The organism is Agrobacterium sp. 22094 (genome assembly GCF_052046015.1).
In the GTDB taxonomy this organism is placed as follows: Bacteria; Pseudomonadota; Alphaproteobacteria; order Rhizobiales; family Rhizobiaceae; genus Agrobacterium; species Agrobacterium cavarae.
The window spans coordinates 412111-429843 of sequence record NZ_JBQEPX010000001.1; the positions used below are offsets into that span (position 1 = coordinate 412111).

The window sequence follows — 17733 nt, forward strand, 5'->3', positions numbered from 1 at the left end:
TGCACACTTTTGCGCGGACCATGCTTTAAAGCGTGGCGCGATCTTCAGATTCCCTCGCCACGCTTCAGCTCTTTGTCTTATAGTCTGTCACTATCGCCAGACCGCTGCGCCCTCTTGCGCGGCAGGCTTCAGTATTTCGGAATGGACGATGGCTTTCGGTCGAACGTTTCCGTCGTGCCGTCCGGCCTGTACAACGTCCAGGAGCCACTGAGATTTTGCGAGAGCCTTCCCTCACTTTTGCCGTCGCGGCTGACGGCATATCCGCCTCCAAGATTCTGCTGGAGTTCGTAGGTGCTTCCATCTTTCTTGAAGCATCGCGAGGCGTTCATCCCGCACTCGGCGAAGGCGCTGTTTGCTGCAAGCAGCATGATGGAAGATAGGATAAGTGGCTTCATGAGTTTGATCCTTTCGCTTTGTGTTCAGTTGGAAGTGACATCGATTTGAACTGTTCTGGGTGACCACCGCAGGATCCGCCCGGGTGAAGAATCCATCCGGAGGGGCAGGCGGCGGAGATCGATGCGCTCATCTCCCGGCCGAGACGGAGCACAACGCCTTCGTCCCTTTGGGTGGGCAACGTTTCGCCGTGATACCGGGAGATGCGTGCGACTATGAAAGGTCACCGTATGCGTGAACTGGCGTTACTGCCTTCGCATCGCGCATAGTCTGCCGCATCGCTGGCAAAGTCCTTCGCCGCATCGGCGGCATCGGCTGCGTCCTCTGCATATTCCGTCAGGGCGCGAATATAGGTCGCGACGTCGTTCTTGTAGGAGCGCATGTCATACTCCGAACAATTGGAATAAAGCACGCAGGAAGGCTGTGAAATTTTGGAGGGTGCCCTGGGAATGCGGACATCGCTGGAAGGCTCGGAGCAGCCCAGTGCCAGTGTTGGAGCGATCATGAAAACTGTACAAAGAAACGAAACGCGTCGCATGCTGGAAACCTCCGTTTGCATGGCTGATGAAAATTTGTGCCAGGGTTAAGGTGTTGCGCGGAACCGTGCAGTCTCTTGTCTGTCCATCGCGCCCACTTCACTATCGTTTTGCCCATTTGTCCTTTATGGTCGCGGGCTAAATGCCGCTGCGGAAAGACGACCCCGCTTTGCGTCCTGCCAAGGGCAGGTCGCCATGTGTTCGACCCGTCTGACCCTGAGATTCTCTCCCAATCTCTTCATTCGATGCGTCCTTCGTGGGTGGCGGTTACGACCGCCGTTGCCGAGTGGGTGCGATCGGTGAGTAGGGACTTGCCTTAGCCAATTGTCTTAGCCTCAGTGGCCGCTATCCGATCGGCGGATGGCTCTCACTGAGCGGCTGGCATTCTCCCCGGCATCAACCTGCGTGTACAGGCAAGACGATCGTCGAGCGGCGATCTGCATCTTTCAAAGCAGAATCCGTCCTCAATCGCGCGATACATGCCCGAAGACGAAATGGTTGCCGTTTCCATTGCCGCATCGGTTGCACCGCAACTTCCGTTCCAGCGGCATCAGTTGTTGCGACTTGCCAAACCGTCGCTGTAATTCCCATCGCTCCAGCATGCTCACCTCTCCGCATTGTCCGCATTTACCGCTGACCGAATACCATTGCGGCAGGTCGGCAAATGTAACCTCGTTGGCCTTTTGTCCTGCTATTTCGTCGCCTGCGCCCACCAGATCGATACCGCGACGGTGGCGCATGTCACTCCCGCTCGCCATTCGGTATCCATCCGCGCGTAAATCCTCGTCCCATCGCGGCGACGGCGACCGAAAGCTGTTGTTGCAGATGCTCGATCTCATCCAGCAGCGTTTCCACCGCCGCCTTCGCATCCCCGTCGTGGCATTGGATGACATATGCCGCAACATCCACGACTTGTTCGTTGATTTCGGCACACACGTTCCCGATCTCCTGTTTCAGAGCCACCTGCTCGTTGATGTGAAAGATGATTGATCCCTGTCCGGTCAGTCAGGCATCAAGTCGGTAATCTCGCCATGAGAGACCAGGAGACGGGGATCGGCCATGTCGCCACTCTCCTCATCCACGGTGACGGCATAGGCAGCAACACCAATATGGCGAGACGCCATTGCACCGGCAATCTTCTCGGCAGAGGCGGCGCTGGAAGCCTGTCGAATATCCCCCGGCACAATACCGCCGCGCCCCTTCTTGAACTGCACCACGATGATCTTCTCAGCTCCGGACATTGCTCGCTCTCTCATTTGTTCTATAAATGTTCTCATTTTTGGGAAGAGTCAAGACGGTGGTTTGACGCGATTTCGAAGGCGTGTCTCCAGCAGACCAAATATCCGCAGAAGATGGGATCGCGAGCGCCATATGCACGTCGAACAGAACTATTGGAAAATGGCGCACCCGACAGGATTCGAACCTGTGACCTTTGGAATCGGAATCCAACACTCTATCCAGCTGAGCTACGGGTGCACTCGTGACGCGTTTTTGAGTCGCGTTTGGATATGCCGGGTTTCTTAAACCAGCTTTCCTGTCTCTTCAATCCGTAAAATGTCGCCGGCGACAATGATATTGCCGATGAATCGGTATGATTAAAAATCATCTATTACTTCTTGCACGCTTTGCTTGTGTCTAATTCTTACGGGCTGGAATTTGTACTTCATCTTTCGCCGGTTGCATGATGAGTGGCTAGTTAACGAGAACGTGCATGATGATTTTTCGCGCTCGAGTTTGAGAAGAGCGAGATTAGTGGTTTGTTTACAATATATTGGTTGTAAGAACCAATATTTATGCGATGCTAATAGTAGGAAATTCTTATCGTTTCCACCATGGAAGATTTCATCCGTACGAACCCTAGACCTATGGATTAATTACTATTAAACATTGTTCTAATAAACATATGCCGCTAATGACCTCTCAAGCGGATGAATCACAGGAGGCCGGGATGACTTTGAATATGGCTTTTGACCAAGGTCGCGCGAAGGGTAAATACTCGGAAGCCGATGAGCCGTCGCTTGGGCATTCCAAGCTCTCGAAGCTCGATGTCGATTACTCCATTCTTTCCGAAGCAGTACTTTACAGGCTCCGCAGGGCGCAACTCGCGGTGGTGGGGGACTTCAACGAGAGCCTTCTTGCCTACGGTCTTCGTCCGGCTGATTTCTCCGTGCTGATCGTTGTGGCGAACAATACCGATCTGAAGCAGAGCGATGTTGCGGAGGCGCTTGGAATTCAGCGCGCCAACTTCGTGGCGATCATCGATGGTCTGGAAAACAAGGGGCTGCTCGCGCGCCGCAGATCGGCGACCGACCGCCGTGTCCACTATCTGGAGATGACGGAAGAGGGCAAAGCCACGCTCGACGAAATCCTGCAGATCTGGAAAGCCCATGAGGATAAGCTCGTTGGCCGGCTGGGTGGCGAGAAGGCTCGCGATCAACTTGTCGGCCTGTTGCGCAAGATCGAAGATTGATCCTAGGCGATAATGCTCGGTGCTCTCCATTGAACACTTGAAGGCGGTGCAGCTTTGCGCCGCTTTATTGTTGACGGGTTAGGGGTGGCGCGTCTGCGATGAGCGGACTGACCCATCATGGTGTTCGCCGTTGCAGCACGATCCTAGGACGAGACCTCTTGCTGCGCCATTCCCTTCATTGTGCGGTGGCTCTGGGGCAAGAGGTAGCGGTTTCCTCATCCGTATTGTGCTGTCGCTCGCCAGTCCACACGCAGAGCCGCTTAGGGCAAGTTCTCTCAGATCAAGGGCAATGGTCTGGCTGTTTCTCCAATGCCGCCGGGATGGGGTGCCTGTTATCTGGCCGGATCCTGACGCTGGAGACGCTGTTGCCGTGGGTCAAGCGTGTCGGCCTTCTCTAAACGCTGGTATATCCTGCCCACGCCGGCGCATTAGAGTAGCGTTCTGTCGATCACAATCCGGTTGGATAGGCGATTCTCGCGCCTCTCTTTGGCCTGCGGTCTTGCATTGTTGCGTTTCTGAGGGGATATGCTCGGCAAAATGCTTGAAGCGCTGTGCGTCCTGTTTGACGCCCAAGGACGCTTTACCTTTTTGAATCGACACATCGTGCTTTTCCGAAAATCGATTTCGATTTTCGGGCCGATGCAGTAAAGCCGGATGCTTGCGTGGATTTCGCATGAGAGGCTGGCGCAAGGGAGAGACCATGCTTTTGATCGATACGAACCATCCGATGTATCGCCCGCTCTGGGTGAGGCTGCTGATCGTTGGCGTCTGCGCTGGCTGGGCGGTGCTGGAGTTCGTCAATAACGAGCCCTTCTGGATGACCGTCGTCGGCGGCATCGCCCTTTATGCGGCCTATGTGCTGCTGTTTACCTTCAAGCCGGCCGAGCCGAAGCCGGACGAGCCAGCGGTTCGCTCCGAGCAGGACTGAGGCCTCACACCCGCTTTACCAGGCGTGTTTTCAGGTTCTGCCCATCAGCGGCAAAAGCCGGATGGCCTGATCAATCAGAAGATTGGCGGCCGTCATGCGCAAATGGGCGTTTTCGCGAAAGGGAGCGGGGACTGCGTCGGGGTGATTAAGCCTGGCAAACGCCCGCCGCTTGTCGCTGAGGCTTTCCAGCGTGTCCTTGTCGTTGATGGCAAGCTCGTGGCTGACATCTGCCAGAGAGGTCTTTTGAAGATAATCCGGCATCGGCGCCGGTTCAGGCTCTTCATCCCTCGGTTCGAAATTGGAGGCCGGCATATCCTCCAGCACATCGAGATAGGCAGAGAGCGGGCGATTGTCCGGCTCTGTCTCGGATGTGCTGGATGTCGCGATGGGGCCGGGGTCGAAGATGACGCGCGCGCTAAAGGGTGTCGCAATTTCCTCCTCAGGTCGGTCTTCCGCCTCGCGCTCAAGGCGCGCGACGACAGACTGGAAAACCGACTGGCCGAAAAGCATGACACCCCATCTCTTTGCGACCGCGCGATAGCAAGATGCGTAGATTTAAAAAGGTAAAGCGTCCTTTGTGCGCCCAACAGGACGCGCGGCGCTTTAGCAGGTCTACTGCGGCGGTCGTTGCTTCCCGCAGAGAGAATCACTCTAATATTGCCCGAGCCTTGAGCGTTACGCGGCCTTGCGGCTTTCCTCCAGCACCAGATCATAAAGAAGCTGGGCGCTGGGCGGCAGCACTCGGTCCTTCACCGTCAGCAGGCTGAATGGTTTGACGCTGAGTTCAAACTCGGTCGGCAGAATGCGGATGTCGCCCATAGGGGAATGCTGGCCGGAGAGAAACTCGGCCATTTCCAGCGCGAGCGGCGCGATTGCGTGGGTGGTGCTGACAATGGCGAGGGTGAGCACGGTGGAGGGCGTGTTGATGATGTTGCGTGGCAGCGAGACGCCCTGGGCGAGGAAGGCATCCTCGATCGTGCGCCTCAGCAGTGTGCCGGGCGGCTGGAACACCCAGTCGTAGTCACAGATATCCTCCAGCCGGGCAGGTGGGGCATTCAGCAACGGGTGATTCTTGCCGACAAGAAGACAGGCGCGCTCGATGCCGATTTCGTGGGCATTGAACAAGGCCGGGTCGAGATCGTCCGGAATGCGGCCGATGACGAAATCATGCCGTGCTGCCAGAAGCTCGCGCGCGAGAATATTGCTCGTTTCCACCTGGACGCTGATTTCGATGCCCGGATAGATATCCATTGCTTTACGAAGTGCGGGCACCACCATGCTGATGGCAGGCGCGGTGACCGCGCCGATATAGACCGAGCCGCCGCTGCCGGATTTCATCTGTGCGAGCTCCCGGCTTGCCTCTCGCAGCTCCAAAAGGATCTTCTTGGCCCGTCTTGCCAAGGCTTCTCCAAACTTGGTTAAGACAACGCCGCGTGATGCGCGCTGACAGAGCGGGCTCTTCACGATGGCCTCCATCTCCGACAGAACGCGCGAGGCCGCAGGCTGCGTCATGTTGAGGGCTGCGGCCGCAGCGCTTACTTGGCCGTGTTCTTCTACCATCACAAGCATACGTAAATGGGTCATTTTCAGCCCGGCGCGCAACAGGGGGTTGTCTTCGATGATCGAGGGAAACTCACTCAGATTCGTTTCATCGCGTTCCATTTTCGTCACCGTTTATGGCAGGAGAGCTTAGAATAAAAATTTGTATCGATTTAATATATCAAAATTGATATAGGAAAAGAGAGATATTCTATTTGACAGTTATATAGATTCAGAACAGTTTGCACCTCGTGCCGGGGAGGAGCGATGAAAGACGGATTATGCTCAGGGAGCCCGTTCGAGTAAGCTCGATTCTTCACTACCGCGCATGAATTTGACGGCATTCTGTAAGGATACAGAAGCCTAAAAGGGTTCCAAGGGAGAGAGTTCATGAAATCCATCATTTCGTTGTTTGCTGCCTGCGCTATCGGCGCTGCGGCATTTGCGTCGCCCGTCTGGGCGCAGGACAAGGGCACGGTCGGTATCGCCATGCCAACCAAGTCCTCCGCGCGCTGGATCGACGACGGCAACAACATCGTCAAGCAGCTTCAGGACGCCGGCTACACGACCGACCTTCAGTATGCTGACGACGATATTCCGAACCAGCTTTCCCAGATCGAAAACATGGTCACGAAGGGCGTCAAGGTCCTCGTTATCGCTTCGATCGACGGCACGACTCTGTCGGACGTTCTCAAGCAGGCCGGCGAACAGGGCATCAAGGTTATCGCCTATGACCGCCTGATCCGTAACAGCGGCGACGTCAGCTACTACGCAACCTTCGACAACTTCCAGGTTGGCGTTCTGCAGGCAACCTCCATCGTCGACAAGCTTGGCCTGAAGGACGGCAAGGGTCCGTTCAACATCGAGCTCTTCGGCGGTTCGCCGGACGACAACAACGCCTTCTTCTTCTATGACGGCGCAATGTCTGTCCTGAAGCCTTACATCGACAGCGGCAAGCTCGTCGTGAAGTCCGGCCAGATGGGCATGGACAAGGTCGGCACGCTGCGTTGGGATCCGGCAACGGCCCAGGCTCGCATGGACAACCTGCTCTCCGCTTACTACACCGACGCCAAGGTTGACGCCGTTCTGTCTCCTTATGACGGTATCTCCATCGGTATCATCTCCTCGCTCAAGGGCGTAGGTTACGGCACCAAGGACCAGCCGCTGCCGGTCGTTTCCGGTCAGGACGCTGAAGTTCCTTCCGTCAAGTCCATCCTGGCTGGCGAACAGTACTCCACCGTCTTCAAGGACACACGCGAACTCGCCAAGGTGACCGTCAACATGGTCAACGCGCTGATGGAAGGCAAAGAGCCTGAAGTCAACGACACCAAGACCTACGAAAACGGCGTCAAGGTTGTTCCGTCCTACCTGCTGAAGCCGGTTGCCGTGACCAAGGACAATGTTGAAAAGGTTCTGGTTGAAAGCGGTTACTACAAGGCTGACCAGCTGAAGTAATTTCTTCATGATCGTGGCGGGGAGGGACGTGATCGTCGCTCCCCGTTTATCCAAATAAGAACGCCGGATTGTACGGCGCAGGATTGTGATATGGACAACACCATTCTCGAAATGCGCAACATCACCAAGACGTTTCCAGGCGTGAAGGCGCTTGAAAACGTGAACCTCAAGGTTCGCCAAGGTGAGATACATGCGCTCGTCGGCGAGAATGGCGCGGGAAAGTCGACCCTTATGAAGGTCCTTTCCGGCGTTTATCCCGCTGGCACATATGATGGAGAAATCCACTACGAAGGTGAGCTGCGCAATTTCCGCGCCATCAACGACAGTGAAGATATCGGCATCATCATCATTCACCAGGAGCTGGCGCTCGTGCCGCTTCTGTCGATTGCAGAAAACATTTTCCTCGGAAACGAAGTCGCCCAAAACGGCGTTATCAGCTGGCAGCAGACCTTCAATCGCACCCGCGAGTTGCTGAAGAAGGTTGGCCTGAAGGAATCGCCCGAAACACTCATCACCGATATCGGTGTCGGCAAGCAGCAGCTGGTGGAAATCGCCAAGGCGCTGTCGAAGAGCGTGAAGCTTCTGATCCTTGACGAGCCGACGGCATCGCTCAACGAAAGCGATTCCGAAGCGCTGCTCAACCTGCTGATGGAGTTCCGCACCCAGGGGCTGACCTCGATCATCATCACTCACAAGCTGAACGAAGTGCGCAAGGTGGCCGACCAGATCACCGTGCTTCGCGACGGCATGACGGTGAAGACGCTCGACTGCCACAAGGAAGAGATCAGCGAAGACGTGATCATCCGCAACATGGTGGGTCGCGATCTGGAGGACCGCTATCCGCCGCGTGACGTGCCGATCGGTGAGACGATTCTCGAGGTCAAGAACTGGAACGCCTTTCACCAGCAGCACCGGGACCGTCAGGTCCTGCACGATATCAACATCAATGTCCGCAAGGGCGAGGTTGTCGGTATTGCGGGTCTGATGGGTGCGGGCCGCACCGAATTCGCCATGAGCGTGTTCGGCAAGTCCTATGGCCACAAGATCTCCGGCGAGGTTCTGCTTCACGGCAAGCCCGTGGATGTGAGCACCGTGCGCAAGGCGATCGATGCGGGCCTGGCTTACGTGACCGAAGACCGCAAGCATCTGGGTCTCGTGCTGAACGACAACATTCTGCACAACACCACGCTTGCCAATCTGGCCGGGGTGTCGTCTGGAACCGTCATCAACGACATTCAGGAAATGAAGGTCGCGACGGATTTTCGCAAGCGCTTGCGCATTCGTTCGTCTGGCATCTTCCAGGAAACGGTCAATCTCTCTGGCGGCAACCAGCAAAAGGTCGTGCTGTCCAAGTGGCTGTTCTCCAACCCGGACGTCCTCATTCTGGATGAACCGACGCGCGGTATCGACGTCGGCGCAAAATACGAAATCTACACCATTATCAACCAGCTTGCCGCCGACGGTAAGGGCGTTTTGATGATCTCATCGGAAATGCCCGAGCTGCTTGGCAATTGCGACCGCATCTACGTTATGAACGAAGGACGGATTGTCGCCGAATTGCCGAAGGGAGAGGCGAGCCAGGAAAGTATCATGCGCGCTATCATGCGCTCAGGGGAGAAGAACTGATGAGTTCGACCAACACATCCACCGAAGAGAACAACGTCATCTCGGTCGGCTCGTATATCCGGTCCAATATCCGTGAATACGGTATGCTGATCGCGCTCGTCGCCATCATGCTCTTTTTCCAGTTCTACACAGGCGGCATTCTCTTCCGTCCGGTCAACCTGACCAACCTCGTGTTGCAGAACTCCTTTATCGTCATCATGGCGCTCGGCATGCTGCTCGTCATCGTGGCAGGGCATATCGACCTTTCGGTCGGTTCGATCGTCGCCTTCGTCGGCGCCATAGCCGCCATTTTGACGGTCCAATGGGGTATGAACCCGTTCCTGGCTGCGCTGATCTGCCTCATCGTCGGCGGTGTCATCGGTGCTGCTCAGGGCTACTGGATTGCCTATCACCGCATTCCGTCCTTCATCGTGACACTGGCGGGCATGCTGGTTTTCCGCGGCCTGACGCTCTTTGTCCTCGGCGGTAAGAACATCGGTCCGTTCCCGTCCGACTTCCAGGTCATCAGCACCGGCTTCCTGCCGGATATTGGCGGCATCGAAGGCATCAACACCACCTCGCTGATCCTGACGATTTTGATTTCGGTGGTCCTTCTGGTGCTGGCTTTCCGTCGCCGTCAGGTGAACCAGAAGCATGGCATCGAGGTCGAGCCTTTCGGCTTCTTCCTGGTGCAGAACGTTCTGATTGCCGCTGCGATCCTCTTCCTCGGCTACAGCCTGTCGACCTATCGCGGCCTGCCGAACGTTCTCATCGTCATGCTGGTGCTGATTGCGATCTACAGCTTCGTGACCCGTCGCACCACGATCGGCCGTCGCATCTATGCGATGGGCGGTAACGAAAAGGCGACGAAGCTTTCGGGCATCAACACCGAACGCTTGAGCTTCCTAACCTTCGTCAACATGGGCGTTCTCGCCGGTCTTGCCGGCATGATTATCGCAACGCGCCTGAACTCGGCGACGCCGAAGGCCGGTGTGGGCTTCGAACTGGACGTGATTGCGGCCTGCTTCATCGGCGGTGCATCTGCTTCCGGCGGCGTTGGCAAGATCACCGGTGCGGTGATCGGCGCCTTTATCATGGGTGTGATGAACAACGGTATGTCGATCATCGGTCTCGGCATCGACTTCCAGCAGATGGTCAAGGGCCTCGTGCTTCTCGCCGCCGTGTTCTTCGACGTCTACAACAAGAACAAGGGCTGACCTTAGCGTTCGCCAACAGTTTTGAACGATAGCAAGTGGCCGGTTTCCGGCCACTTCCATGAGGAGGGGGCGTTTGAGGACGCCCAGGAAGGAACAACTATGCTCATTTCTCAAATCAAGGACGCCAGCGGCAAGATCATCGTTGCCGCGCGTGAAGATGGCGGCGAGGCCCACGCCGTCAACAATGCCGAGTCGGTTTATGCGCTGGCGATGGAAGCTGCCAATGGCGGCAAGTCTCTTGCCGATGTGATTGCTACCCATGGTTATGGCGAAGCGGTCGATCTGGAGAAAGCCTATTCCGAAGGTCGCTTCCTGCCGCCGATCACGCATCCCGATCCTGCGCATCTGCATCTGACCGGCACGGGCCTGACGCATCTGGGCTCTGCCGCCACGCGCGACAGCATGCACAAGAAGACCAGCGAAGCCTCGGATGACACGCTGACGGACTCGATGAAGATGTTCAAGATGGGTCTGGAGAATGGCAAGCCGAAGGCTGGCGAAAAGGGCGTTCAGCCCGAGTGGTTCTACAAGGGCAACGGCCATGTCTCGGCGGCACCCGGTGCAGCACTTGTTTCTCCGTCTTTCGCGCTCGATGGCGGCGAAGAGCCGGAAATGGCTGGCATCTATGTGATTTCGGACAAGGGCGAGCCCGTGCGCATTGGCTTTGCCGTTTCCAACGAGTTCTCCGACCATGTGACGGAGCGGATCAATTACCTCTATCTGGCGCATTCCAAGCTGCGTCCGGCAAGCTTCGGCCCGGAAATTCGCGTCGGCGCACCGCCATCCGACATCCGCGGCACGTCCCGTATTCTGCGCGACGGCAAGGTGATCTTCGAAAAGCCTTTCGTTTCCGGTGAAGACAACATGTCCCACACTTTCGCGAACCTCGAATATCATCATTTCAAATACGGCCTGTTCCGCGTTCCGGGCGAAGTGCATGTGCACATGTTCGGCACGGCGACGCTGTCCTTTGCGGATGGCATCAAGACCGAAGCTGGCGACGTCTTCGAAATCGAAGCCGGCGGCTTTGGCCTGCCGCTTCGCAACCCGCTGAAGGTTGCCGAAGAAGAGACGATTACGGTTCGTCAAATCTAACGGGCAGGGCGGTTCTCCTCAAAGGACTGCCGCCACACAGACATGATAAGAGGGCTCGGCGCATGGCGTTCGGGCCTTTTTTTGTGTTGCGAGGGAAGCGCCGATTGAAACGCCGTGCCTCCCTTTGGATGCACTAAAGACGCGTCTCACTCCTTAAATCTAGCATCGCGCTTTTCCAAAAAACGATCTCGATTTTCGGGCCATGCGGCAAGGCGTCTTCTTCAACTCGCCCACAGACCCACTTCGCCGATCTCGACGGAGTTACCGGCCGGATCGCGGACGTAAACGGAATAGGTACCGTTGTCCCAACGGAAGTAGAGGTCGATCTCTACACCCTTGGCGACGAAGTGATCGCGCCATGCATCGACCTCTGCCTTGTTTTCAGCCCTGAAACACACGTGCCCCGCTCCTGTGGTGCCATGACGGGGAAGCGGATTGCCGCCTTGTGCGATACGTGAGGTCTCCGGATTGAAGATCAGCAGCATCTGCTCGCCGCAGCGCAGGAAAACGAACTGGTTCTTGAAGGTTTTCACGACCTCCAGCCCGACGACATCGCGATAGAAGCGCTCCGCGGCATCAAGATCGGTCGCATAGATCACGGTTTCCAAAATGGCTTTCGGTGGCTGCATAAAAAGCTCCTGTTCGTTGATCTGCTGACTCTACGATAGTCGATCTTATGAACGCGATCGATTGCCAGATGACATGCCTTCACCGTAAGCGATCATGTGCGCGCTCAAGTCTGCGTCGTCGCTTGCAAGCGCCTTCGGTGAAGCTTTGGGGTGGAAGGCTGTAAGTCGCGCGGTGCACCGTCAAACGTCCCGGAATGCGTGGTAGAACTACCTACACCCACTCTCACTCTTGAGCTTAAGAATGGGTTCTGGAGGCTGTTTGGTGGATTAAGGGAACGGGCCCCTGGCACCTTAAATATTCATCGAGAGCGACGGGTCATCAATGGGCTCGTGCTATCAATTTGCTGGCATTCTTTGCAGGATGAGTTTCGTCCGCGACGCTGAGCGAGCCCTCTGCTTCGAGACGGAGGCATTTTTCCAGGCGATCCATTTTCCACAATACAAAAGAACAAAGGGAGTATATGGATTTCTCATGGACAATCCCGAGCACCTGTACACCGAACATGAAATCAGCGAGTTGGTATCTGGTGCCGGCCCGTTTGCGGCGGCGATGCGGGCATCGCGGATGCCGATGGTGATCACCGATCCGCGAAAGGCGGATAACCCGATCATCTTCGTCAATGATGCCTTCGCCAGGTTGACGGGCTACAGTCGCGAGGAAACGCTTGGCAAGAACTGCCGGTTTCTTCAGGGGCCGGGGACGAATGCCAACGACGTTCGTCGCCTTAAGCAGGCGATCGCGGAGCGCCGTTCCGTCGAACTGGACCTGCTGAACTACAAGCGGGATGGGTCGATCTTTTGGAACAGGCTGCTGATTTCGCCGGTCTTCGAGGGCGAGGAACTGGTGTATTTCTTTGCCACTCAATACGACGTCACACGCGAGCGTGCGGTCAAGGCCATCGAGCATCAGGAAGACTACCAGCTCGAACTGGAGCAGCGGATCGCCGATCTGATTGCCAGCGAAGAGCGTTTGAATTTCACGCTCAAGACAGGCAGTTTGGGAACCTGGGCGCTCGACGTTCCAGCGCAGAAGCTGTCTTGTTCTGCTCTTTGCAAGAAGAACTTTGGCCGCGGCCCGACGGACAGGTTCGATTACGAGGAACTCAAGGCGTCCATCCATCCAGGTGACTTCAACCGCTGGCAGGATGCGGTGATGTCTGCTCTTTCCACCGATGGCAATCTCCAGGTCGAGTACCGTGTCGTCCGGCCGGACGGGACTTTAAGCTGGGTTGAAGTTCGGGCAGAAACGAAGTTCAGCGCCGACGGGCAGCCGATCCTGATGAACGGCATCTCGATGGACATCACCGCGCGCAAGACAATTGAGGCGGAGAAAGCCGTCATTGCGCAAGAGATGGGTCATCGGATCAAGAACATGATGGCGACCGTCCAGTCGATCGTGAACCAGTCGATGCGCGGCGATTTTGACGTGGCGACAATGCGCAACAACATCACCAGCCGCCTCGATGCGCTTGGCCGGTCTCACGATGTGCTGCGGGGCAGGGACTTTCTCTCGGCCCATATCAGGGCTGTCATCGACCGCGCCATCGAGCCTTTCGATGCAGGCGAGCGTTTCGTCATCTCCGGTCCCGACTTTCTCCTGTCTCACCAGGGCAGCAACACGCTGGCGCTTTCCGTGCACGAGCTTGCGACGAATGCAGCCAAATATGGCGCATTGTCGAAAAGCGGCGGCGAGGTTCGCATCGAGTGGCGGATCGAGGGCGAAGACTTCCACTTCAGCTGGGCCGAGAGCGGTGGACCGCCCGTGGTGACGCCCCAGAAATCGGGCTTCGGGACACGTCTGATCAGAATGCTGGGCCTCGGCCTGAGTGGCAAAGCCTCGATCGACTACAACGAAACAGGCGTCGTCTTCACGGCATCGACCAGTCTCGCATCGCTTTCCGAAATCTGATCCACGGAGCAGGGTGTAATCTGGCCAAAATCCAATTGCTTCTTGCTTCTGGCGAAAAAGCGTTGATCGATGCAATGGTTGCGCCGGGCGTTCCATAGGCGAGGGACGGTGATCGGGACATTCGATGTGGAACGTCACGTTGGGCGTTGCCTAAAGTGTTGCTGTTCCTGACGGAAGTGTCGAAATCAGCCGATCTGGCCGTTGGTGGTCGTGCGCATTTCGTGCGACGCACCGCATTCCCATTCTCAGACGCACGGAGCCTGCTTGTGACGATCGATTTTAGACGTGGACGATGGTTGAACGAGCCGGTCAACGCGCAGGTGACGGAAGACAGCCTGAGGATCACGACGGATGCCAAGACGGATTTTTGGCGCGAGACCCATTATGGCTTCACCCGTGATACGGGCCATTTTCTCGGCATACCGGCAGCGGACGGGTTCACGGCGGAAATCCGCGTGCAAGGCGAGTTTCGCACCTTGTACGATCAGGCCGGCCTGATGGTGCGGATCGATGAGACCCGTTGGGTCAAGACGGGTGTCGAGTTCACCGACGGAGAGGCATTCCTGAGCACGGTTGTCACCAACGGACGATCGGACTGGTCCGTCTCGCAGCCTTTCAAGCAGCTTGACGATTTCTACATGCGCGTCACGCTGTCAAAGGGGGCGATGCGGATACAGGCATCGCGAGACCGGAGCTTTTGGCCCCTTCTTCGGCTGGCGTCTTTTCCAGTTGCGGAAACTTACGAGGTTGGTCCGACGGCCTGTACGCCGGAACGCAGCGGACTGAGCGTCCATTTCTCCGAGTTCACGATCGGTCCGGCGACCACAAAGGCTCTCCACGATCTAAGCTGAAGAAGAGAGGGCTGATGAAGGGCGATCACTCGCTGCCATTGCCACCGGTTCGAACGAGGACAATGGTGCGATAGTCCCGGAGTTCAAAATCGATTTCGATCTCTATCTCTATCCGGACCATCGTCAATTACGGGCTTTTGAAATCCAGTGGCTGTCGTGGTTCTCATGTTGGGACGAACGGTCCCCAGGCATTTCTGCCTCGTCCAGTTGCTGTAGCAGATGTGAGAAAAGCTCGTCCGTCTGTACCGATCTTCTCGATGCAGAGCGTGATGCTTGCTTTATGGCGTCGTGGCTCAAAAACCTAGCCAAGCGATAGTCTTGTCCTGTCACTGATCTGTCCCTGTTGTTCCCCACCCGGCAAACAGTTCCGGGTGGATTAGGTTCCGCGGGTGTGCGGCATCCATGGTGAAAAACAGGGGCGCGCCCATTAATGAGACAGTTATGGTTTCACAGCCGTTACATGCAGCCAGTCGGTCGGCTTGTTGTCGTAGCCGCTGCCCTTCGCTTCATCGATGGTGATGTGCTCCCATGAGAGTTGCTGGTAGACGTCTGAAAGCCAATCCGGGGAAGGGTAATTATAGAAGCGATCGAGTTCGTCGCGGCCTTCGGCCGTTCCGGCCTTGTAGCTGGCATAGAAGACACCCTTGTCTTTCAGGGCGGCATGAATGCGGGCGATGATCGATGGCAGGGTGGCGCGGGGCACATGCAGCAGGCAGGCATTGGCCCAGATGCCGTCATAGGCGTTCTGCTCGGCAATGTCTTCGAACAGCAAGGTGCTGGTTGCGACGCCCAGCCGTTCTGCGGCCGCGCGCGCCATTTCAGGCGTGCCGTCGGTGGGATGGACGTCGAAGCCGCGGGCAAGCATGGCTTCGCTATCCTGGCCTGCGCCACAGCCGAGTTCGAGAATGCGGCCGCCTGGTGGAAGCGCTGCGAGAAAGGCCTTAAGGCGAGGGGAGGCGTTTACGCCTCGCGTGGTGTAGGCGGCAACTTCGCGGGCGTAGAAACCGATCGTATCGTCATCGCGGGCAGTCATGAATGCTCTCTCCTCAGTCACATTCCATTGAGGTAAAGCGCTTAGCAGTTTTGCGCGATCGTCTCCACCTCTGCCGGTTGGGTTCAGACTGCTTCCAGGCTTGATGCGTGGCCGTTGGTGCGCTGGCGACCACAAGTGTTTCAGAGCTTGACGATGTCAGAGCGGCACCACCATGATTGTGAGGAGCCGCAGGACGGACGCGTTCGTTTGTGTCAGAAAGGTATGATGATGACGGTTGATGTGAGTCTGACATCTTACCCGGGTCTCGATGATCGCATTACGGTGATTCGGGCGGGTGATGAGGTCGATGCTGTGTTCGTCAGCACCGAGCGTTTCAATGTGCTGGTCGATACGCTGGGGACGCCGGCCCTGTGCCAGCATGCGCTGGAACTGCTTGCCGATCGCATGCGGGATCGACCGCTCATCGTCGTCAACTCGCATATGGACTGGGACCATTTCTGGGGCAATTGTGCCATCAGCGATGCGCCGATCGTTGCCCATCAATCCGCGATGGAGCGATTGCGCGATCCGTCTGCGCTTCACACGCTTGAACAGAAGAGAACGACCGAGCCCCGCTTTGACGAGGTCGAGCTTGTGCCACCGACATTGACCTTCAGCGGTGAGAGCATGACGCTACATGGTGGGGATCTTAGTCTGCATCTTCTGCACACGCCGGGACATACGCCGGACCATCTTGCCGTCTGGATACCGGAGATCGAGACGTGCCTGGCGGTGGATGCGGTCGAGCATCCCATCCCGGAAGTTTGGAGCAGCGCGCCTGACGATCTGCGCAGTCTTCGCTCCTCGTTGAACCTCATTCGCAGCTTGGAGCCGAAGCAGCTTGTTCTTGCCCATGGTCAGACGAGTGACCCCGCCGTCTTGGATCGCAACATCGCCTATTTTGAAAACATTCAAGAGGCCGTGGCTCTCGTTCCTGCATCTGAGTTGATGAGCGCGGCTCTGGATCAACGCGAGGGAATGAGGCTGGAAGACTTCGTTGATCTTCCGGCGGGCATGTCTTTCGAGGCCCGGGAGTTTTACGAACGCTGCCACCGCTCCAACCTTGCGGCTACAGTCGCGACGCGGGGAGCGTCTTGATCTGTCAGCTGGACGATGAAGCCGAGTATAGTGTGGTGAAAGATCCTGGAGACGCCTGTCGCGATTGATCGCAGAGCCCATTCAAACCGGCGTGGACTTTGGCTCTACAGCATCGGCCCGAAAATCGGACTCGATCTTCGCAACGGCGCATCAACTCTGCGACTGACTTTGGCTCTGGGATTCATGGACGGTGACGGAGACGCTCAGGCTTTCGCCGGAGACGCCAACGCGCATGCCCGACACCGGGGCGCAGTCGCGGTAGGATAGGCCGGTGGCGATGCGGACATAGCGCTCATCCGGGCAGATCTTGTTGGCCGCATCGAAGCCGACCCAGCCCAGGCCGGGAAGATGGGCTTCACCCCAGGCATGGGTTGCCACCTGTTCTTCGACGCCTTCCATCATCAGGTAGCCGGAGACGTAACGGGCAGGATGGCCGAGCAGGCGGGAGGCGGCAATGAAGATATGGGCGTGGTCCTGGCAGACACCCTTGCCAGCTTCCAGCGCCTGTTCCGCCGTGGTTTCGGTGCCGGTGCTGCCGGTCTGGTATTCAACCTCCAGGTGGATCAAGGCCATGAGTTCGTGAAGGCGTTCCAACTCGGTGCTGCCTGAACTCTGTCGGGCCATCTCGCGTATCAGCTTGCCGGGCTTGGTCAGCGGCGTATCGCGCATGAAGAGCCAAAGCGGCGCGTTGCCGATATGGGCGCCGAACACGCCTGCCTTGTCCTTCGTTTCCACTTCCCCGCTTGCCGTAACCTTCACGGCGCGGCTTGGGCCTTCGCTTTCCACAAGCTCGATGCGGTTGCCGAAATGGTCGTCGTAGCGCGTTTCTACTGTCGCGCCCTCAACGGCGACGTCCCAGTTGAGCACGGTCTGCGTCGGGCCGCTGAGCGGTGTTAAGCGCAGGCGCTGAAGGGAGTATGGCACCAGCTCTTCGTACAGATATTCGGTCGTATGATTGATCTTCAGACGCATTCG

The 17733-nt window shown here is 57.0% G+C and carries 19 protein-coding genes and 1 tRNA gene; 9 read left to right on the forward strand and 11 right to left on the reverse strand.

Going from position 1 to position 17733, the window contains the following annotated elements:
* Positions 1 to 128 precede the first annotated feature (128 nt).
* From ACTJK5_RS02010 to ACTJK5_RS02035, 6 genes are all read right to left on the reverse strand, one after another.
* A complete protein-coding gene (locus ACTJK5_RS02010) occupies positions 129 to 395 on the reverse strand; it encodes a hypothetical protein (RefSeq protein WP_062440053.1) in 267 nt (88 codons plus the stop codon).
* Between the two features lie 221 nt (positions 396 to 616).
* Positions 617 to 775: a hypothetical protein gene (locus ACTJK5_RS02015; RefSeq protein WP_162741055.1), complete on the reverse strand. Its 159-nt coding sequence runs from the start codon at positions 773 to 775 to the stop codon at positions 617 to 619.
* 618 nt (positions 776 to 1393) lie between these two features.
* Complete coding sequence (locus ACTJK5_RS02020) at positions 1394 to 1687, reverse strand: hypothetical protein (RefSeq protein ID WP_440611727.1); 294 nt, start codon at positions 1685 to 1687, stop codon at positions 1394 to 1396.
* Positions 1671 to 1865, reverse strand: coding sequence for a hypothetical protein (locus ACTJK5_RS02025; protein WP_207773694.1), 195 nt, complete (start codon positions 1863 to 1865; stop codon positions 1671 to 1673). Before ACTJK5_RS02025 ends, ACTJK5_RS02020 begins: the two co-directional genes overlap by 17 nt.
* Before the next feature lie 65 nt (positions 1866 to 1930).
* The gene (locus ACTJK5_RS02030) at positions 1931 to 2170 is read right to left on the reverse strand and encodes a hypothetical protein (protein WP_062426274.1); all 240 of its coding nucleotides are present in this window, start codon (positions 2168 to 2170) and stop codon (positions 1931 to 1933) included.
* A gap of 158 nt (positions 2171 to 2328) precedes the next feature.
* Positions 2329 to 2405 (reverse strand) — tRNA-Arg (locus ACTJK5_RS02035).
* Between the two features lie 472 nt (positions 2406 to 2877).
* Between ACTJK5_RS02035 and ACTJK5_RS02040 the strand changes: the two genes are divergently transcribed.
* Positions 2878 to 3399 carry a MarR family winged helix-turn-helix transcriptional regulator gene (locus ACTJK5_RS02040; protein ID WP_438370295.1) on the forward strand — a complete coding sequence of 174 codons (522 nt, stop codon included), beginning with the start codon at positions 2878 to 2880 and terminating at the stop codon, positions 3397 to 3399.
* A gap of 700 nt (positions 3400 to 4099) precedes the next feature.
* A complete protein-coding gene (locus ACTJK5_RS02045) occupies positions 4100 to 4327 on the forward strand; it encodes a hypothetical protein (protein WP_112521083.1) in 228 nt (75 codons plus the stop codon).
* A 30-nt stretch (positions 4328 to 4357) separates the two neighbouring features.
* On the opposite strand, the gene ACTJK5_RS02050 is transcribed toward ACTJK5_RS02045, so the two are convergent.
* Positions 4358 to 4837: a hypothetical protein gene (locus tag ACTJK5_RS02050; protein WP_440611728.1), complete on the reverse strand. Its 480-nt coding sequence runs from the start codon at positions 4835 to 4837 to the stop codon at positions 4358 to 4360.
* Between the two features lie 165 nt (positions 4838 to 5002).
* Entirely contained in the window at positions 5003 to 5989 is a 987-nt protein-coding gene (locus ACTJK5_RS02055) for a LysR family transcriptional regulator (RefSeq protein ID WP_062426277.1), read from the reverse strand.
* Between the two features lie 267 nt (positions 5990 to 6256).
* On the opposite strand from ACTJK5_RS02055, the gene chvE reads away from it, so the two are divergent.
* From chvE to araD1, 4 genes are all read left to right on the forward strand, one after another.
* The gene (gene chvE / locus ACTJK5_RS02060) at positions 6257 to 7321 is read left to right on the forward strand and encodes a sugar ABC transporter substrate-binding protein ChvE (protein ID WP_062426278.1); all 1065 of its coding nucleotides are present in this window, start codon (positions 6257 to 6259) and stop codon (positions 7319 to 7321) included.
* Between the two features lie 90 nt (positions 7322 to 7411).
* A complete protein-coding gene (gguA, locus tag ACTJK5_RS02065; RefSeq protein ID WP_062426279.1) occupies positions 7412 to 8947 on the forward strand; it encodes a sugar ABC transporter ATP-binding protein GguA in 1536 nt (511 codons plus the stop codon).
* Positions 8947 to 10143 carry a multiple monosaccharide ABC transporter permease gene (gene mmsB / locus ACTJK5_RS02070; RefSeq protein ID WP_062426280.1) on the forward strand — a complete coding sequence of 399 codons (1197 nt, stop codon included), beginning with the start codon at positions 8947 to 8949 and terminating at the stop codon, positions 10141 to 10143. The genes gguA and mmsB overlap by 1 nt, the downstream gene beginning before the upstream one ends.
* 99 nt (positions 10144 to 10242) lie before the next feature.
* A complete protein-coding gene (araD1, locus tag ACTJK5_RS02075; protein WP_440611729.1) occupies positions 10243 to 11238 on the forward strand; it encodes an AraD1 family protein in 996 nt (331 codons plus the stop codon).
* Between the two features lie 221 nt (positions 11239 to 11459).
* Here the strand turns inward: araD1 and ACTJK5_RS02080 are convergent, their stop codons facing one another.
* Complete coding sequence (locus ACTJK5_RS02080; protein WP_440611730.1) at positions 11460 to 11867, reverse strand: VOC family protein; 408 nt, start codon at positions 11865 to 11867, stop codon at positions 11460 to 11462.
* A 472-nt stretch (positions 11868 to 12339) separates the two neighbouring features.
* Between ACTJK5_RS02080 and ACTJK5_RS02085 the strand changes: the two genes are divergently transcribed.
* Positions 12340 to 13776, forward strand: coding sequence for a PAS domain-containing protein (locus ACTJK5_RS02085; RefSeq protein WP_440611731.1), 1437 nt, complete (start codon positions 12340 to 12342; stop codon positions 13774 to 13776).
* A 266-nt stretch (positions 13777 to 14042) separates the two neighbouring features.
* Complete coding sequence (locus tag ACTJK5_RS02090; RefSeq protein WP_440611732.1) at positions 14043 to 14627, forward strand: DUF1349 domain-containing protein; 585 nt, start codon at positions 14043 to 14045, stop codon at positions 14625 to 14627.
* Between the two features lie 439 nt (positions 14628 to 15066).
* Here ACTJK5_RS02090 and ACTJK5_RS02095 read toward each other — a convergent pair whose 3' ends face one another.
* Positions 15067 to 15660 (reverse strand): class I SAM-dependent methyltransferase, encoded by a 594-nt coding sequence (locus tag ACTJK5_RS02095; protein WP_440611733.1) that lies wholly within the window; start codon positions 15658 to 15660, stop codon positions 15067 to 15069.
* A 228-nt stretch (positions 15661 to 15888) separates the two neighbouring features.
* Here ACTJK5_RS02095 and ACTJK5_RS02100 point away from each other — a divergent pair, with 228 nt between their 5' ends.
* Positions 15889 to 16758: an MBL fold metallo-hydrolase gene (locus ACTJK5_RS02100; protein WP_440611734.1), complete on the forward strand. Its 870-nt coding sequence runs from the start codon at positions 15889 to 15891 to the stop codon at positions 16756 to 16758.
* A 150-nt stretch (positions 16759 to 16908) separates the two neighbouring features.
* On the opposite strand, the gene ACTJK5_RS02105 is transcribed toward ACTJK5_RS02100, so the two are convergent.
* The gene (locus ACTJK5_RS02105; protein ID WP_113180653.1) at positions 16909 to 17730 is read right to left on the reverse strand and encodes a transglutaminase-like domain-containing protein; all 822 of its coding nucleotides are present in this window, start codon (positions 17728 to 17730) and stop codon (positions 16909 to 16911) included.
* Positions 17731 to 17733: the final 3 nt, after the last annotated feature.

What these genes read in the sequence shown, in the direction of transcription:
- ACTJK5_RS02100 (WP_440611734.1), top strand. Translation starts at nt 15,889, where the DNA reads ATGACGGTTGATGTGAGTCTGACATCTTACCCGGGTCTCGATGATCGC.
- chvE (WP_062426278.1), top strand. Translation starts at nt 6,257, where the DNA reads ATGAAATCCATCATTTCGTTGTTTGCTGCCTGCGCTATCGGCGCTGCG.
- ACTJK5_RS02020 (WP_440611727.1), bottom strand. Translation starts at nt 1,687, where the DNA reads ATGGCGAGCGGGAGTGACATGCGCCACCGTCGCGGTATCGATCTGGTG.
- ACTJK5_RS02080 (WP_440611730.1), bottom strand. Translation starts at nt 11,867, where the DNA reads ATGCAGCCACCGAAAGCCATTTTGGAAACCGTGATCTATGCGACCGAT.
- ACTJK5_RS02040 (WP_438370295.1), top strand. Translation starts at nt 2,878, where the DNA reads ATGACTTTGAATATGGCTTTTGACCAAGGTCGCGCGAAGGGTAAATAC.
- araD1 (WP_440611729.1), top strand. Translation starts at nt 10,243, where the DNA reads ATGCTCATTTCTCAAATCAAGGACGCCAGCGGCAAGATCATCGTTGCC.
- ACTJK5_RS02055 (WP_062426277.1), bottom strand. Translation starts at nt 5,989, where the DNA reads ATGGAACGCGATGAAACGAATCTGAGTGAGTTTCCCTCGATCATCGAA.
- ACTJK5_RS02050 (WP_440611728.1), bottom strand. Translation starts at nt 4,837, where the DNA reads ATGCTTTTCGGCCAGTCGGTTTTCCAGTCTGTCGTCGCGCGCCTTGAG.
- mmsB (WP_062426280.1), top strand. Translation starts at nt 8,947, where the DNA reads ATGAGTTCGACCAACACATCCACCGAAGAGAACAACGTCATCTCGGTC.
- ACTJK5_RS02095 (WP_440611733.1), bottom strand. Translation starts at nt 15,660, where the DNA reads ATGACTGCCCGCGATGACGATACGATCGGTTTCTACGCCCGCGAAGTT.
- ACTJK5_RS02010 (WP_062440053.1), bottom strand. Translation starts at nt 395, where the DNA reads ATGAAGCCACTTATCCTATCTTCCATCATGCTGCTTGCAGCAAACAGC.
- ACTJK5_RS02105 (WP_113180653.1), bottom strand. Translation starts at nt 17,730, where the DNA reads ATGCGTCTGAAGATCAATCATACGACCGAATATCTGTACGAAGAGCTG.
- ACTJK5_RS02085 (WP_440611731.1), top strand. Translation starts at nt 12,340, where the DNA reads ATGGACAATCCCGAGCACCTGTACACCGAACATGAAATCAGCGAGTTG.
- ACTJK5_RS02045 (WP_112521083.1), top strand. Translation starts at nt 4,100, where the DNA reads ATGCTTTTGATCGATACGAACCATCCGATGTATCGCCCGCTCTGGGTG.
- ACTJK5_RS02015 (WP_162741055.1), bottom strand. Translation starts at nt 775, where the DNA reads ATGCGCTCCTACAAGAACGACGTCGCGACCTATATTCGCGCCCTGACG.
- gguA (WP_062426279.1), top strand. Translation starts at nt 7,412, where the DNA reads ATGGACAACACCATTCTCGAAATGCGCAACATCACCAAGACGTTTCCA.
- ACTJK5_RS02030 (WP_062426274.1), bottom strand. Translation starts at nt 2,170, where the DNA reads ATGTCCGGAGCTGAGAAGATCATCGTGGTGCAGTTCAAGAAGGGGCGC.